At 69.3% G+C, this 14,754-nt stretch carries 16 protein-coding genes; 1 reads left to right on the top strand and 15 read right to left on the bottom strand.

What is annotated here, in order from left to right; translation table 11 throughout:
- Positions 1–179 precede the first annotated feature (179 nt).
- The 14 genes from QTI68_RS31655 to QTI68_RS31590 all read right to left on the bottom strand — a co-directional run bounded on the left by QTI68_RS31655 (position 180) and on the right by QTI68_RS31590 (position 12,179).
- Positions 180–539: a GPW/gp25 family protein gene (locus QTI68_RS31655; RefSeq protein WP_286527258.1), complete on the bottom strand. Its 360-nt coding sequence runs from the start codon at positions 537–539 to the stop codon at positions 180–182.
- A complete protein-coding gene (locus tag QTI68_RS31650; RefSeq protein ID WP_286527256.1) occupies positions 539–859 on the bottom strand; it encodes a hypothetical protein in 321 nt (106 codons plus the stop codon). The genes QTI68_RS31655 and QTI68_RS31650 overlap by 1 nt, the downstream gene beginning before the upstream one ends.
- The gene (locus QTI68_RS31645; protein WP_286527253.1) at positions 859–1,356 is read right to left on the bottom strand and encodes a phage baseplate assembly protein V; all 498 of its coding nucleotides are present in this window, start codon (positions 1,354–1,356) and stop codon (positions 859–861) included. The genes QTI68_RS31650 and QTI68_RS31645 overlap by 1 nt, the downstream gene beginning before the upstream one ends.
- Positions 1,353–2,489, bottom strand: coding sequence for a hypothetical protein (locus tag QTI68_RS31640; RefSeq protein WP_286527252.1), 1,137 nt, complete (start codon positions 2,487–2,489; stop codon positions 1,353–1,355). The genes QTI68_RS31645 and QTI68_RS31640 overlap by 4 nt, the downstream gene beginning before the upstream one ends.
- 3 nt (positions 2,490–2,492) lie before the next feature.
- A complete protein-coding gene (locus QTI68_RS31635) occupies positions 2,493–2,780 on the bottom strand; it encodes a LysM peptidoglycan-binding domain-containing protein (RefSeq protein ID WP_286527250.1) in 288 nt (95 codons plus the stop codon).
- A 3-nt stretch (positions 2,781–2,783) separates the two neighbouring features.
- Positions 2,784–3,455: a hypothetical protein gene (locus tag QTI68_RS31630; protein ID WP_286527248.1), complete on the bottom strand. Its 672-nt coding sequence runs from the start codon at positions 3,453–3,455 to the stop codon at positions 2,784–2,786.
- A complete protein-coding gene (locus tag QTI68_RS31625) occupies positions 3,452–3,688 on the bottom strand; it encodes a hypothetical protein (protein WP_286527246.1) in 237 nt (78 codons plus the stop codon). The genes QTI68_RS31630 and QTI68_RS31625 overlap by 4 nt, the downstream gene beginning before the upstream one ends.
- Positions 3,685–5,676, bottom strand: a complete 1,992-nt coding sequence (locus tag QTI68_RS31620; RefSeq protein WP_286527244.1) for an ATP-binding protein — start codon at positions 5,674–5,676, stop codon at positions 3,685–3,687. Before QTI68_RS31620 ends, QTI68_RS31625 begins: the two co-directional genes overlap by 4 nt.
- Positions 5,673–6,890, bottom strand: a complete 1,218-nt coding sequence (locus tag QTI68_RS31615; RefSeq protein WP_286527242.1) for a Pvc16 family protein — start codon at positions 6,888–6,890, stop codon at positions 5,673–5,675. Before QTI68_RS31615 ends, QTI68_RS31620 begins: the two co-directional genes overlap by 4 nt.
- Positions 6,887–7,234, bottom strand: a complete 348-nt coding sequence (locus tag QTI68_RS31610; protein WP_286527240.1) for a hypothetical protein — start codon at positions 7,232–7,234, stop codon at positions 6,887–6,889. The genes QTI68_RS31615 and QTI68_RS31610 overlap by 4 nt, the downstream gene beginning before the upstream one ends.
- A 476-nt stretch (positions 7,235–7,710) precedes the next feature.
- Positions 7,711–8,451: a T4 family baseplate hub assembly chaperone gene (locus QTI68_RS31605; RefSeq protein WP_286527238.1), complete on the bottom strand. Its 741-nt coding sequence runs from the start codon at positions 8,449–8,451 to the stop codon at positions 7,711–7,713.
- 26 nt (positions 8,452–8,477) lie between these two features.
- Positions 8,478–8,996: a phage tail protein gene (locus tag QTI68_RS31600; protein WP_286527235.1), complete on the bottom strand. Its 519-nt coding sequence runs from the start codon at positions 8,994–8,996 to the stop codon at positions 8,478–8,480.
- 10 nt (positions 8,997–9,006) lie between these two features.
- Entirely contained in the window at positions 9,007–10,560 is a 1,554-nt protein-coding gene (locus tag QTI68_RS31595; protein WP_286527234.1) for a DUF2586 family protein, read from the bottom strand.
- Positions 10,561–10,730: 170 nt separating this feature from the next.
- Positions 10,731–12,179 carry an eCIS core domain-containing protein gene (locus QTI68_RS31590; protein WP_286527232.1) on the bottom strand — a complete coding sequence of 483 codons (1,449 nt, stop codon included), beginning with the start codon at positions 12,177–12,179 and terminating at the stop codon, positions 10,731–10,733.
- A gap of 71 nt (positions 12,180–12,250) precedes the next feature.
- Here QTI68_RS31590 and QTI68_RS31585 point away from each other — a divergent pair, with 71 nt between their 5' ends.
- Positions 12,251–14,137, top strand: coding sequence for an eCIS core domain-containing protein (locus tag QTI68_RS31585; RefSeq protein WP_286527230.1), 1,887 nt, complete (start codon positions 12,251–12,253; stop codon positions 14,135–14,137).
- On the opposite strand, the gene QTI68_RS31580 is transcribed toward QTI68_RS31585, so the two are convergent.
- Positions 14,138–14,737 (bottom strand): DNA-3-methyladenine glycosylase, encoded by a 600-nt coding sequence (locus tag QTI68_RS31580; protein WP_286527228.1) that lies wholly within the window; start codon positions 14,735–14,737, stop codon positions 14,138–14,140.
- Positions 14,738–14,754: the final 17 nt, after the last annotated feature.

The following is a 14,754-nucleotide window of genomic DNA, read 5'->3' as shown; positions in this document are numbered from 1 at the left end:
CGGGTAGCAGGAGGTGGTTCCAGCCAATGAACGACTGCCGTGAAAGCTCACGCCGATGGTGTGCTCTGCGCAGCGAAATAAAGGAGGAGCCCGAAGGGCGGGGGACATTCGCGGAGCAGAGCACACCGTCGGCGTGAGCTCGCCCCCTCGTTCCCGGAATTAAAAAACCAAGACGCATGCTATCCACCCCCCCGAGTGAACTCGGCAGACATGCGCTGCTGCGTCGCAAGCACCACATACTGCACCGTCACTGTCACCGTGCTCTCCACGCTCTCCACCTGCACGCCGGTGAACTTGATCAGGTCCCCGAGCCACTGCTGCAGCGCACCCTGCACCAGGAACTGCGTGGCGGTCGCCAGTTCGGGGCTGGTTGGCGAGAAGAGAAGCTGCGCCAGCCCGCAACCGAAGGTCGGCCGGTTCACGCGCTCGCCCGGCGCCGTGAACAGCACCTGCTCGATCAGGTCACGGATATGGTCGTCGCCGGCGGCTTGTGCCGTGCGGCCCTGGGCGTCGAATCCGTAGGGATAGTCGAGCTGCATCACATTCCCTTCGCGCGGACTTGCGAAGGCGCGACCAGCACGCCGGTGCCGTTGGGCACGCACTGGGCCCGGCTGTCGACCAGCAGAACCGGTGCGCCGCCGGCCTTGACGCGGGTCGCGACCGTCGTCCAGGCCGCGCTCACGCACGGGGTCGGCGAACCCGAGATATTGAAGGGGCAGGCCGAGACCATGTAGCCCGCGGCTTGGGTCACCACCGCCTGCTTGTTCAGAGTGACGCGCGGGAAGGGCGCGGTCGCCTTCGCCTGCCCCGCGTGCATGCAGGTCACCACCGAGGTCTGGTCGAGCAGGAAGCCGGGCATCAGATCACCTCCAGCGCACCGTCGTTGATCGACACGCCGGTGGCACCGATCGCGATGCTGAACGCGGCCATGGCGAGCTTGATGCCGTCCGAATCGAGCGTGAGCTTGAGCGGCACCGCGACCGCCGGCGGACTGACCTCCAGGATGAAGCCGCCCACGCCGGGCAGGTCGCTCATCTGGAGACTGATGCAATCGGTCTTGAATACCTTCATCTCGGCCACGGCCGGCATTGCCGGCACCTCGCCCGCGCCCCAGAAGCAGCCGCTCCAGATCGGCTGCTCGGGATTGCCGCCCTCGAACTCGACCCAGATGTTGGCGCCGACCGGCGGCACGGCGAAGAAGCCCACGCCCGAGCCGCCGTAGGGTGCGCAGGGCAGGGCCCACGACAGCGTGCCGTCACCGAGGACCGCGGCGACGCTGACCTGCACCCGCCCGAGCATCATCGGATCGACGTTGTTCTCGACCTTGCCGCGGTACTTGCCGTAGAACGGAGTCATGTTCGCACCACCGGGACAGTCGATCCCCAGCCCTCGCGCGCCAGCGTGAACGACTGCGAATAGTTTTCCTTGCGGATGCGGTGCCTGACATTCTTCACGTACCAGAGCCCGTCGTGCAGGTAGCCCGCCCCGCGCACGCCCACCACGCCGCGCGGCTGCAGGATGTCGCCGTAGCGCAGGGCATCGAGCTCGCCGTTGGCGACCACCAGGTCCATCGAGTCTTCGACGAGCGCCTGCGCGCGTCCATAGGCCTGCATCGCATCGACGCCCGATTCGCGGAACCGGGTCGTGCGCACGTTCGGCTGGTTCACCAGCCAGGCGGGCAGGGCGGCCAGCGGCGGCCGCAAGCTCGCGAACAGCCGCACCGGCAGCGCCTGGTTGGTCAGGCGGTCCTGCACCTTGCCGCTCACCTGGGTCGGCCCGAGGCCGTTGCTGTGGACGCTGAAATCGCGGACGTTGGTGTTCGGCCCCATGTTCACCGTGATCGCGCTCTGTGGCAGGCCGGCGCGAACCGGCGGCCCCCAGTAGGCGGTGTTGGCCATCGGCACCGGGCCGGGCACGATGTAGAACACATAGCCGTGACGCAGCGCCAGGAAGCGCAAGTGTTCGAGGTCGGTGCGCAGCTGCACCGGCACCCGGTCGATCGGCAGCGGCGGATCGATCACCGGCGGCGGGATCAGGTTCGGAATGAGGCCGTACTCGGCATAGCTGCCGATGAGCTTCAGCGCGACCAGCCCGTCGTCGAGGCCGACATGCTCGGCGCTCTTCTCCTCGAGGTCGAGCTTGACGCTCACGTCGTCGCCGGTCAGCGTGACGAACGAGCGCCCGGGCTCGTTGCTGGCGGAGAACTCGCGCTGCGTCACGAAGCCGTCCATCAACACCCGCGGCGTCGCGTTGAAGGTCACGATCACGATGACCCGGTTCCAGGTCTGCAGCAGGGGACTGGCGAGCAGGGCGTAGTCGAGCAGGTCGGCGGGCCCGGACCGCCCAACCTGGAAGCGGATCTGGAAGCCCGATCGATCGTCGCCGGTATGGACCTCCACCTCCTCGAGCGCCTCCATCAGGTCCACGGGCGCCGGCAGCGGCACCGAAGGGCCGATCAGCAGGGTCAGGTGGATGCCGAGGAAGTCCATGGCTCAGAACTGGGGCGATGCGATGCGCAGCACGCGGCCGATCGTCGCGGTGAGTTCGAAGGGATCGAGCGCATCGTTGGCATCGCAGATGCGCCAGTACTGCTCCGGATCGCCGAAGGTGCGCGCCGCGATCAGGTCGAGCCGGTCGCCCTGCGTGACCGTGACACCCATCACCAGCGGCATCGCGCTGCCCGCCGGCAGGAAGCGGCGCCCGAAATAGCTCACGGCGCGCCCGCCGGGGTCCGTGTGGGTCAATACCGGAAGGTTGGCATAGCGGCTGGTCGTGGCCATGGTCTACATCCCCGTGCTGACGCCGCCGCTGAACGACAGCGAACCCGACGCCGACGCATTGCCGACCGTGTTGAGCGTGGCCATCGTCTCCTTGGCCACCTGGTGCGCAAGGAACAGCGCATAGCCTGGATGCGTGATGGGCAGGTCGTTGTAGCTCAGCACCCGAAGGCCCAGCTGCACCCTGGCGCGGGTCGGATTGAGGTTGACGTCGAACGCCTCTTCGGTGATCGAGAAGGTGCTGATGCGAACCGGCAGCACCCGCTGCGGCCCCCAGATGAACAGGGTGAAGGGGGCGGCCGGCGGAATGATCTCGATCGTCCCGACCGCCAGCAGGATCGTGTTGGCGATGACCAGGCTGCTCTTCGGATAGACCAGCATCTCGAGCGCCGAGAGCTGCGGATAGATGCCCGAGCTCACCGCCAGCGGGTTGGCCTGCTCGAGCTGGTCGGTGGCGTCGATCTCGACGTCGAGCGAGATGGTCTCGACCGGTGCGCCCTTCAGGCGCAGCGCCTCGCCACGATCGCCATCGTCCGAGCGCGTGGTCTGCGCCTCGATCTGGCGCGTCATGGTGTCGGGGTTGTACTGGAAGCTGATGATGCTCGCGAGCGGGTTGAACGGATCGATGCCGACGATCGCGCCCTTCACGAGCCGAGGCGAGCCTGGGAAGCCGCTCATGGCCGGCCTCCGCGCGCCGCGGGCGGCAGCGCCTGGTGCACCGCTGCGGCGATGCGCTGTTCGATGCGCTGCCCCACGGCAGGTCCTTGCTGGACGGCCGGCTGGCGTGAAGCCCCGGCTTCGATGCGCTGCGCCAGCGCTTGCGACACCGCCTGCGCCAGCCGCTCGCGATCGACCGCGGCACCGCTGCCCGCGTCGACGACCAGCCGGTCGATGTGCAGCTCGATCTTCATGCGTGTGCTCCCTGTACGGCCGCGGGCCGGAAATCCGCTTCGTGGATCGGCCGCCCGAGCTTGAGGAGCTCGCTGCGCGCGGCCTCGTGGACCAGCGCCATGGTCACGCTGCCGCCGCGGTGGGCGGCGAGGAAGGCGGCGTTCAACGCGATGCTGTGGATGCTCCCGCCGGTGCAGTCGAGCCTTGCGAGCTGCGCCGGGTCGAGCCCTTCGACCGGCGTGTCCGCGGGAAAGGCGCGCTGCCACATCAGCGCGCGCTCGTGCGGCCCGGGGTAGGTGAAGGGAACGACGAAGCGCAGCCGCCGCATGAAGGCCGCGTCGAGCGAGCCCTTCAGGTTGGTCGCCAGGATCGCCAGGCCGCGGAAGGCCTCGATGCGCTGGAGCAGGTAGTTGGTCTCGATGTTCGCGTAGCGGTCGTGGCTGTCGCGCACCTCGCTGCGCTTGCCGAACAACGCGTCGGCCTCGTCGAAGAACAGGATGCCGCCGCCGTCTTCCGCCGCATCGAAGATGCGCTGCAGGTTCTTCTCGGTCTCGCCGATGTACTTGCTGATCACCGCCGAGAGGTCGATGCGGTAGAGGTCGAGCGCGAGCGCGTTGGCGATGACTTCGGCCGCCATCGTCTTGCCGGTCCCGCTCTCGCCGTGGAACAGCGCGCTGAGCCCCAGGCCGCGGCTCATCTTGCGCTCGAAGCCCCAGTCGCCGTAGACCCGGCGGCGCAGGGCGACCTGGGCCACGATCTGGTGCAGCAGCGACAGCGCCTCCGCGGGGAGCACGATGTCGCCCCATTCGGCCTTGGGCCGGATACGCTGCGAGAGCAGGTCCATCTTCGAATGCGCGCATTGGCGGCAGGCGGTCCAGAGCGCCGAGGCGAGGCTGTCATCCCCGCTGTCGCCGTCGTCGCCGGCCGCGCGCCCGGCGCTGCGCGCCATCGACGCGATCTGCGGCAGATTGAAGTTGAACTGGCTCGCCAGCCGCGACGCGAGCGCCTCGCGCGATTCGCCCAGCAGGTCGAGCCAGGCCTGGGTCTGTTCGGTGGCGCTGGGCCTCTCGATCGCCGTCACGAGAAGCCCGTCGCGGCCGCCGGCGCCGAGCGCATGGGCGTCCCGCGTGGCGACGAAGGCCAGCGCGTGCAGCCGGTCGAGCAGCCGCCCCAGCACGGCCGCGCTCGCGTCGGACGACTCGCCGGCGGGCACGTCGTGCGCATCGATGTAGAGCGCCAGCGGCATCAGCAGGCATTCGCGCCGCCAGAGCCGGCACCAGGCCTCGAGATCGGCGCCCTGCGCCGGCAGCGCGGACAGCCCGACGCGTTCGAGGCGCAGCCCCAGCCCGGCCGCGACATGGGCCGCCACCAGCTGTTTGCTGGCGACGTCGATCCCGGTCAGCTGCAGCGCCGGGGCGCTGCCTTCGTCGGCCGACCTGCGCACGAAGGCCAGCAGCGCATCCACCGCCGACTGCTGCGAGGGCGGCAGCGCCTGCAGGTCGTCGGTGTCGATCGGCAGCAGCGAAGGCGCGATGCGCTCGTCGGCGCGATTGAGGCCCTTGATGTAGTCGACGATCCGGTCGTCGGCTCGCAGCGCGCTCATCGTCAGCGGCGTCGCGCCGCTGGCATGTACTTCGACCAGGCGCCAGTAGCGCAGCGGCCGGTCGGGCGAAAGGGCCTCCCATGCGGGGTCGTCGAACAGCACCATCGCGAGCGCGAAGCTCGGCCAGGGCCGGGAGGGTTCGTCGAGCGCCTGCGCGCAGAGCCCGCCGATGCGGGTGTCGAGCGCCGCCGCGACGCACAGCAGCAGCACCTTGCGCTCGAACGCCGACAGGCCCAGCCGCTGCGAGAGCACGGCCAGGGTCGGCACCGCGACGAGCTCGTCCGCGTCGACCGCTGCCGCGGGCCCGCTGCGATCGGCCAACCGCTGCAGCCGATCACGCAGCCATGCGAGCGCCGCGCCGAGCGCCAGCTCGTTGCTCTGCAGGGGTGTGGCGCCGGCGTTCATGTGAGTGTCACCGTCGGGCCCACGTACTGGTGGAGGGTCGGACTGCCGGGCGCTTCATCCGTCACCAGGGCACTGCAGGCACCGTCGACCATGACCCGCGCCAGGTAGCTGCGGGCGACGAAGTTGGCGGGAATCGGAAACGAGAGCGTGCTGCTGGTGTCGGGGTCGCCCGGCGCATGCGGCGCCGACGCGACCTGCTCGTCGTCGAGCAGCAGCACGGCGCGCTGCGTGCGGCCGACCGGCGGCGCCACCGGCAGCTGCAGCACCGCGCCGCGTGCGACGCTGATCGGCGAGGCCGCGGCGATGCTCGGGCTGAGCATGAAGGCGGCGGCGTTGGACTCGAAACCGACGCCCGGATGCACCACCGGCGGCGCGCCCAGCGGCACTTCCTGCACCACCCGCACGGTGTTGACGCCCGCCGGGACACCGGCAGGAAGGGTGAAGGACAGCATGCGATCGGCGATCGTCGACGGCGCCACCCGGAGGCCGGCCACCACGACCTGCGTCGCCGGGGCACCCAGGTTCGCGCCCGCGAGCGTCATGGTCGCACCCGGCACGGCGACCTGCGGCGTGACCTGGTCGATCGACGGCGTGCGCAGCGGCGCGACGACGATGCTCGCGCTGCGCACCGGGGGCGCGATCTTCGCGGGCCGGGCGCTGTCGATCAGTACCACGGAGGCCTCGTAGGCGGCCGACAGGCGGTACTGCGTCTGGTAGGCCATCCAGAGCTTCGACATCTCCTCGAAGCCGAGCGAATGCGGCGTGATGCGCACCCGCTCGACCTGGCCCTGCACGTCGGCCGCGCCCAGGGCGTCGGCGAGGTCGGCCGGCATCAGCAGCGGGTTGTCATGCAGTGCCAGCATCGCGCGGCCGAGGAGCAGCTGCGCGATCAGCTCGTTGTCGTCCTGCCCGAAGGCCGTGAGCATGTAGTGCAGGTTGAGCGCGAGCGGCGGCTCGCCGCCGGCGGGGCCGCCGCGCGGCGGCAGGCCGTTGCTCAGCGCCGGATTGGGCACCGTGCTGTAGAGGTACAGGTTGAGCAGGTTGCCGTTGGCCGAGAAGCTGCGCACCTTGTCGAGCGGCAGCGTCGTCACCTGGACCTGGGTGGTGGGCACGGTGTCGGCCGGCAGGTTGGCGGGCAGGGGAGCCTGCAGGGCCTGGTTGACCAATGCGCGCAGGCCGCGGGTCACGCTGGCGATGGCAAGTGCACTGCTCATCGCCCGGGTCCTCCGGCACGGCGCTGCAGGTAGTCCTGCAGGCTCATGCGCGGCGCGGCGCGCGCCGGCTTCGCCGACGGCCGGCGCGGCGACGCTTCGGACGATCGAACCTCCAGTCGTCCGATCGTCACCTGCACCACCGCGGACGGGTCGGCGGCCGCGGCCGCCGCCTCGCGGCGTTTCGGTGCGGCAGCGGCGGTCGAGGCCGGGGCAGGTGTGCGTGCGTCGATCGAAGGCCGTGCGGCGGCGTCGACCGGCGCTCGCCACGGCGCGATGCGGCTCGCCATGTCGGCGACCGGCGTGCGGGACGGCTCGGCTGCGGCGGGCAGCGCAGGCGAGGGCATGGGCGCTGCGTCCGGCCGCGGCGATGCCGTGCTGGTGGCGGGCACTGCGGTGGCGACCGCACGGACCGACGCCGGCCGTTCGGCCGACGCCGAAGCAGGTCCTTCGCTTGGCGTCGTTCGAACGCCCTGCGATGCAGGCGTCGGAACTTCCTGCGAAGCATGCTGGACCGATGGCGGGTCGGAGATCTCGTGGATGACAGAAGCGCGGCGCCGTTCCTGCGGGCTTGCAGCGACACCTGCACGCGGCGTCCGCATGGACGACGCAAGCGGCTGGCTCTCGTCGCCCTGGTCTTGTGCGACAGGCGCCGGTCGCGTGCGCGCCGGGGGCGCAGGCAAGGCCTCGTCCTCGCTGGCCATGCCAGGCTCCGCCATGGACGCGTTCAGCGGATCCACAGCCTCGAAGCGCGACAAGGGACGCGGCCTGATGAGGGGCCGGGGCGCGACGAGTCGCGCGGCGAGACGGTCGAGGTAGCCCATCACGACAGCACCAGTGCGAGATAGGCGTCGCGCCGGACGCGGCTCATCGACAGGATCTCCGCCTCGCTCCAGCCATAGCGCGAGGCCAGCGCGTCCACTTCGGCGAGCAGGCGCGGCGCGCGGGCCTCGACCTCGGCCCAGCAGAAGGCGGCGAGATCGAGCGGCTCGCCGAAAACCGCATCGCACGCCGGGCAGGCCATCGAGATCATCAGCTCCGCGGCCGGATCGGCGGCTTCCATCCAGGCGGCGGCTTCGTCCAGCAGCGCCGGCGGCAGCGCCTGCGGTGCCATGGCCTCGCCCGTTCGCGTCGTGCAGGCCAGGCAGCGATCCAGCAAGCGGCTGTAGGCATGCCGGACGTCGTGTTCGTCGGCGAGTGCGATGCTGTCCGCCACGGTCGGCAATCTCATCTCGACGCGCAAGTCCCCGGCCTCGACCGTTCGCGTCGGCGCGGCCTCGGCCGGCACGGGCAATCCTGCCGCGAGCGCACGCGCGTCGAGTTCGAACTCGAAGGCCTCGCCGCACTGCGGGCAGTCCGCGACGCAGGCGAGGCGGGCGCCGAAGCAATGCGCGTGCAGGTCCAGCAGCCGGCGTTCCCGCTCGCCGAGGCTCAGCCCGGCCAACCGACCGCTCGCCAGGTCCGGCGCCGCCACTGCGAGCAGCGCGGCCGCGCGGCGCGGCAGCGTCTGGCGCCGCATGGTTTCCCACAGGTGGAGCAGGTCGGAGTCGGCCAGGGTGTCCATGGCAAACGCGCGGTGGAGGGCCAGGGTCAGGCGTTGACGGTCGGCTCGGTCGGTTCGGTGACGGAAGTGTCGCGCGCCCAGCCCTCGTTCTCGAGCTTCAGGTGCTGGATGGCGATCGCATTCGCGTTGGCATCGAGGTCGGGCAGGGCCTGGAACTCGGACACCCAGCAGCGGTACACGTTGTAGGCAATCACCTTCTGGCCTGCTTCGTTGTAGACCTCGATGATGATGTCCTTGCGGAAATCCTTGAGCGAGACTTCCGCGCCGAGGCCGCCGCCGAAGTTCCAGACCTTGCCGGCCCACTTCTCGAACTCGGGGTCGTGCGTCACGCCGCGCTCCAGCGTGATGGCGTCGAACTCGGTGCGCCCCGGCGACTTGTGCGAGGTGCTGGGATCGCCGCCGTCGCGGTGCTTGACCACTTCGGTCGTCTTCTTGAGCATGCCGACCTTGCTCACGCCCGCGACATACCGGCCATCCCACTTGACCCTGAACTTGAAGTTCTTGTAGGGGTCGACGCGAAAGGTGTTGACGGTGAACTGGGCCATGGTCTTCTCCTCAGGCGGCGATCTGGCCGGCCAGTTGCTGCAGGCGGATGACGACGAACTCGGCGGGCTTGAGCGGTGCGAAGCCGACCAGGATGTTGACGATGCCGAGGTTGATGTCGTTCTGCGTCGTCGTCTCGCTGTCGCACTTGACGAAGTACGCGGCCGATGGCGTGTGGCCCTGGAAGGCGCCCTGGCGGAACAGGTTCTGCATGAACGCCCCGACATTGAGCCGGATCTGCGACCACAGCGGTTCGTCGTTGGGCTCGAACACCACCCACTGCGTGCCGCGGTAGAGGCTTTCCTCGATGTAGAGCGCGAGCCGGCGCACCGGCAAGTACTTGTAGTCGTCGGCCAGCAGGTCGGCGCCGCGCATCGTGCGCGAACCCCAGATCACGCGGCCGGAGACCGGGAACGAACGCAGGCAGTTGATGCCGAGCGGATTCAGCACGCCGTTGTCGCCGTCGCTCAGGTTGGCTTGCAGGCCCTGCACGCCGTTGAGCGCTGCGTCCAGTCCGGCGGGCGCCTTCCAGACCCCCCGCGTGCCATCGGTGCGCGCGATGATGCCGGCCACCACGCCGCAGGGCGCGAAGACGTCGGACTGCCCGTTGAGCTGCGGATCGGACTTGATCACGCGCGGGAAGAAGATCGCCGCGTTGCGTGCCGCGTCGCCGGTCAGTCCCAGGCTGGCCACGCCGGTCGACGGATCGGAGGCCTTCGCCGCCGCGGTTTCCTTGACCTGCCCCCAGGCGGCCAGCGGATCGACCAGCAGCACCGCGCGTCGCGTCGCGCAATAGGCCATCGCCGCCTGGTAGACCGCGGCGGCCGTATCGCCGCCACGGGTGTCCGGCGGGATGCACATCAGGTTGAAAAGGTCGGCCTTGTCGAGCGCGAAGATGCCGGTCTTCAGGCTTGCGGAGCCAAGGTAGTCGGCGTTCGCGAGATGGGCGCTGTCGACGCCGCCGGCCAGTGCGACGGTGCCCGGCTGGGGTCGCGTGGCAGGCGCGATCGGATGGCCGGTGTTGTCCAGCGCCACCTTCGCGAGCAGCGAGCTGCTGTCGAGCACGCGGGCCACGAAGCGCGGGCTGGCCGCGCTGGAGGAGACGTTCAGGAACTTCTCCGTGGCACCGCCGGCCTGGGTGATCGTGAGGTTGTAGAGCGTGGTGTCGGTCGGGTCGCGCGTGGCGTCGTCGACGATCGCCTTGAGTGCATTGCCCCAGGTGCCCGGACTCGACGCGACGAGGTCCAGCGCCTCGCCGTTGGCGCCGCCCGTGACCAGCGCCGCCGAGGCGGCGACCGCGCCCGACTGCAACCGCACGATGATGGCCTGGCTGCCGCCGTTCAGGTAGAAGTCCTGGACCGCGTAGCTCAGTGGATAGTCCATCTGCACGCCGCCGAACAGCCGCTCGAAGTCGCCGAAGCTGGTGATCAGCGCGGGCTCGCTCACGGGTCCCTGCGATGTCCTGCCGATGAAAGCGGCGACCGAAGTCGCCACGCCGGTGATGGTGCGCACCCCGCTCGGCACCTCCTCGATATAGACGCCGGGGGACAGCAGTGCGGAAGGCATGGTCGACACTCCTTGTTGCAAATCGACACGACGCGCGGTCCTGGAGGCAGCGCCTCGCGCCAGGCCGACGGATCGATGCCCGAAGGGGAGCCGACATTACCCGCGCGAAACATGAACCGCAATAGACTGTGGGCCATAGGCATAGCGCCATGCCGTCAGAGGCCTGCGCCTCAGGGCGGCACGTTGGCCGGGTCGAGGCTCTTGCGTGCTTCGATGCACTTGTTGCGATCGGCACCGGCCGGGAAAGCCACGGCACAGACGTCTTCGGCCAGCAGCGGATTGTTGTTGTAGGCCATCTTGCTGAAGGCATCGCGCGGACCGGCGGTCTTCTTCATCTGCTGGACGAACAGGCTCAGCCGCATCTCGAGCCGCATGCTCGACCGGCTCGAATGGGTCTCGATGTAGTCGTAGCGGTCGTCGAGTCCCAGCGCATGATGGACCTCGTGCGAGAGCGTCACCGGGCTCGATGCCCAGTTGCCCGAGTTGGGCCATTCGCAGAACTTGACGGTGAACTCGAACACGTCCGGCCCCGACTTGTCGACGAACACGATGTCGACGTAGTAGCCCTTGGTCGTCATCGAGATCGAGCGCTCGATCGCATCCTCGAGGCCCTTGATCTTGGACACCTCGTCCGGGGCGCCGTTGAGCTTGACCTTGATCTTCACGCGGATGTTCTTGGGATCGCTGCGGTCCACCTTGTACTTCTTGCCCTGCTCGCCGGTCCTCTCGACCATGTTGGTGGCCGAGGCGACCGAGAGCTCGTCGACGTCGCTGTAGGCGCCGCCCCAGATCGCCTCGGTCTTGAGGGCCTTGTCGACGACCTCGCGGTTCTGCTTGGCGACGTCCGGCGAGCAGCCGTAGCCCGATCCCGTCGAGGTGCCGACGAAGGGCGTCGCGATCGCCTTCAACAGCTTGAAGAGGTAGTAGAGACGCTGGCCCTTGGCATCCCCGAGCGGCTTGGTCCTGGCCTGCGCGATGATCCAGGTGACGTTGCCCTTGGACACCCCGTCCAGCGCCTTGTATTCGGGCGCAGCCAGGATCTGGGTCTCGAACGCGGTCGCCTCGGTTTTCCATTCGGCCTCGGTCTTGCGCTGCACTCGCGGCGTGGCGTGGCCCTGCTGCAGCGTGTGCACCAGCTCGTGCGCGAGCAGCAGCCGTCCGCCGTGGTGGTCCGGGTCGAACTTGCCGTGCCGAAAGTGGATGTGGTTGCCGATCGTGAAGGCCTGGGCGTTCAGCTGCCGCGCATGCTCGTTGTCCGAGGCATCCGCATGGATGCGCACGGCGGAGAAGTCGGCGCCGAACCGGCGTTCCATGAAGAGGCGAGTGGTCGGGGGCAGGGCACGGCCGCCGCCGGTCGCGCCGAGGCCTTGGGACAGCGATTCGGCGACCGCCTCGCCCGGCTCGGGGGATCGCTGCAGCATCCCTTTCTCCTGCTCTTCCTCGCGTTCGCACCGGGCGCAGGCGCGGCTGATGCGCGATGACGCCCGCGTGAACGACAGCTCGTTGTCGGACGCACCCATGACCTGTTCGGCGATGCGGTCGGCTTCGTGCTCGAGCGGATCATCGACCGCCCCGATCGTGAGTTTGCGCTGAACCATTTCGTGCAGCGGCGCGGCCATCGGCCACGCCGTCCGGCTGGCGGATCTTCGGACCTGCGGCGCATACATGGATCGACCCCTTCCGGAACGAAGTGGCGGACGACGAGAGAACAGCGACCGGCATATTAGCCCCGGGCGCGCCGCCTGGGGATACGCCGAAGGGTGGAGGCGGCACGCGCGCCCCGGCCTTGCGAGGCCAGGAGGATCAGGGCACCATCCTCGCCATGCGTCGTGCAAGCCCCTCGTTCGATCCGCCGCATGCGGCGGCCGCGAGGCCCTTCGGGCCCGTGTGGGGCGCGGCCCCGGCCAGCGTGCACCAGGTGCTGCAGCAAGCCGGCAGCCCGATCGCGCCCGTCCTGCGGCGCGACATGGAAAGGCGCTTCGACGCCGACTTCTCGTCCGTGCGGATCCACGCCGGGCCCGCGGCCGAGCAGTCGGCGAACGAGGTCGACGCGGAGGCCTATACGGTGGGCCGCGACATCGTGCTCGGCACCGGCCGGCGCGCGGACGACGCCGGCGACGGGCGTCGATTGCTGGCCCACGAACTGGCCCACGTCGTCCAGCAACGCGGCGCCTCCGCCGTGCCGATCCGACTCCAGCGCCGGGCGCGCGATCCCGACGAAGCCGTCGCGATCACCAAGGAGGAGACGACGCTCGCGGCGCTGGCGAAGCGGGCCCTGGCCTCGGGCAAGCCGGCCTTCGCCGTGCACGAAGTCGTCTGGCGGCTGATCAACGCCTACGGGCTCGACATGCATTTCGAACTGAATGGCAGCCGCTACGACAAGGGCCGCAAGGGCGTCTTCGTCGACTTCAAGGGCAGCGGACCCAGGACCACCGGAACCATCGTCGCCGGCGACGATGCGCTGCAGCGGGTCGCCAAGGGCGACGCCCCGGCGCTGGCGAAGGAGATCGAGGCTCAGATCGGGCGAGTCGATACGGCGCGCGGCGCCATCGACTATGTCTTCATCATGGGCAAGGACGCCAGGAAGAGCGACAACAAGTTCTATACCGAAGCGAAGAAGTTCTTCAAGGCCGAGTATGCGGGCGCGACGATGGTGGAGGACGTGCGCGACCTCGACGGCATCAACCAGCGCATCAACAGCGGTGGCAAGCCGGTGGCCAACCTGATCATCGTCTCGCACGCGCACCCCGACGGCACCCTGCAGTTCTCACTGGATGCCAAGGATGCGACGCCGGGCAAGGTGGAGTATGCGGAGCTCAAGAAGGCCAACGCGGCCGGCGGCCTCACCCCGCCTCAGCCGGACCTGGTGGGCTTCTGGACCAACGTGCTGATCAGGGGCTGCAACCTCGGGCGCAGCGAGGAGATGCTGGGCGAGGTGCGCACCGCCTTCGGCGGCAGTGCTCGGGTGATCGCGCCGACCCACGGCCAACGCTATGGCGGCGGCACCGAATCGCTGGCCGACCCGTTCTACGAGGAGCCCGGTGCGAGCAAGCTGTCCGACGAGGACGCATTCAAGCGCATGAAGGCCAAGCCCGAATACGCCTTCGTCACCGATTGGGCCGCGATGCGAAAGAAGCTCCGGCGCACCACCGACCAGAGCCAGGAAGTCGCCTACGACGGCGCCTTTCCATCCAAGGGCAAGGAACTGGACCTGCTCAGGTCGCAGGCGAAGCAGATCAACGTGAAGGACTTCACTTTCGGCTCCAGCCGCCGCCTGGGCAAGGACACGGTGTTCACCTTCACGCCGAAGGACGAATTCAAGAACGGTCCGGTCGACATCACGGCTGAAACCCCTCCCAGCGACAGCGAGGCGATCGCGCTGGCGAAGGAGAACATCGCGCGGCCATCAGCCTACACCTTCACTGTCCGAAGGATCCAGTCCGGGCTGAAATTGAAGGTCGTGGTCGATGTCGTGCGGACCGAATGGGAACTGCACCACGCCGAGATCCGCAAGGGCAGCAAGGGCTTCGACCCGAGGCCGGGGTCCAAGCCCTGGTACGGCGACACCGACTATTGATCAGCCCGGTGAACGGAACGGCTTGCTGAGGTAGCGCGAGCCTTTCTCGCCGAAGCGCCAGGGCAGCTCGATGGCCTTCGAGATGCCGATCCGCGGCCCGACCTCGACCGCCAGCGGCGGCCGGTCGCCGGTCCGTGCCAGCAGCGCGAAAGGGGGCGCATCGAGCGCCTTGCCGTTGAAACTGTCGTCGACACCGAGTGCCTGGCCGACCCGCCCCGGACCGGCACACAGCAGTCGCAGGTCGTCGAGGCCGCGCCGTTCGCGCATGCGCGCCAGGCCGTGGGTCGGCTCCAAGGCGCGGATCAGCACCCCGGCGCCGTGTCCTGACTCGCGGCAGACGAAGTTCAGGCACCAGTGGATGCCATAGGAGCGGTAGACGTAGGCGTGGCCCGGGGGGCCGAACAGCGCGACGTTGCGCGGCCGCGGGCCACCGAAGCTGTGGGCCGCCGGCTCGGTGCTGTCGTAGGCCTCGGTCTCGACGATGCGGCCGCCCACGCCATCGACCAGCAAAGTGACGCCGATGAGCCGGCGCGCCACCTCGTGCGACGGGCCGTCGAAGCCGATCGACAGTGCGGCGGGGAGCAGGTCGGCGGCAGTCATCGGCGCCGCGGCATGCG

Origin of the sequence: Variovorax sp. J31P207 (assembly GCF_030316965.1) — a bacterium.
In the GTDB taxonomy this organism is placed as follows: Bacteria; Pseudomonadota; Gammaproteobacteria; order Burkholderiales; family Burkholderiaceae_C; genus Variovorax; species Variovorax ginsengisoli_B.
The sequence above is the reverse complement of the archived record's forward strand: the minus strand, read 5'-3'. Positions and strand labels throughout refer to the sequence as shown.

Bases quoted from the DNA above. Each gene is read 5' to 3' on its own strand.
- QTI68_RS31580 (WP_286527228.1), bottom strand. From the start codon at position 14,737: ATGACTGCCGCCGACCTGCTCCCCGCCGCACTGTCGATCGGCTTCGAC.
- QTI68_RS31645 (WP_286527253.1), bottom strand. From the start codon at position 1,356: ATGACTCCGTTCTACGGCAAGTACCGCGGCAAGGTCGAGAACAACGTC.
- QTI68_RS31605 (WP_286527238.1), bottom strand. From the start codon at position 8,451: ATGGACACCCTGGCCGACTCCGACCTGCTCCACCTGTGGGAAACCATG.
- QTI68_RS31625 (WP_286527246.1), bottom strand. From the start codon at position 3,688: ATGAAGATCGAGCTGCACATCGACCGGCTGGTCGTCGACGCGGGCAGC.
- QTI68_RS31630 (WP_286527248.1), bottom strand. From the start codon at position 3,455: ATGAGCGGCTTCCCAGGCTCGCCTCGGCTCGTGAAGGGCGCGATCGTC.
- QTI68_RS31615 (WP_286527242.1), bottom strand. From the start codon at position 6,890: ATGAGCAGTGCACTTGCCATCGCCAGCGTGACCCGCGGCCTGCGCGCA.
- QTI68_RS31600 (WP_286527235.1), bottom strand. From the start codon at position 8,996: ATGGCCCAGTTCACCGTCAACACCTTTCGCGTCGACCCCTACAAGAAC.
- QTI68_RS31610 (WP_286527240.1), bottom strand. From the start codon at position 7,234: ATGCCCTCGCCTGCGCTGCCCGCCGCAGCCGAGCCGTCCCGCACGCCG.
- QTI68_RS31650 (WP_286527256.1), bottom strand. From the start codon at position 859: ATGCCCGGCTTCCTGCTCGACCAGACCTCGGTGGTGACCTGCATGCAC.
- QTI68_RS31620 (WP_286527244.1), bottom strand. From the start codon at position 5,676: ATGAACGCCGGCGCCACACCCCTGCAGAGCAACGAGCTGGCGCTCGGC.
- QTI68_RS31635 (WP_286527250.1), bottom strand. From the start codon at position 2,780: ATGGCCACGACCAGCCGCTATGCCAACCTTCCGGTATTGACCCACACG.
- QTI68_RS31590 (WP_286527232.1), bottom strand. From the start codon at position 12,179: ATGGCCGCGCCGCTGCACGAAATGGTTCAGCGCAAACTCACGATCGGG.
- QTI68_RS31595 (WP_286527234.1), bottom strand. From the start codon at position 10,560: ATGCCTTCCGCACTGCTGTCCCCCGGCGTCTATATCGAGGAGGTGCCG.
- QTI68_RS31640 (WP_286527252.1), bottom strand. From the start codon at position 2,489: ATGGACTTCCTCGGCATCCACCTGACCCTGCTGATCGGCCCTTCGGTG.
- QTI68_RS31655 (WP_286527258.1), bottom strand. From the start codon at position 539: ATGCAGCTCGACTATCCCTACGGATTCGACGCCCAGGGCCGCACGGCA.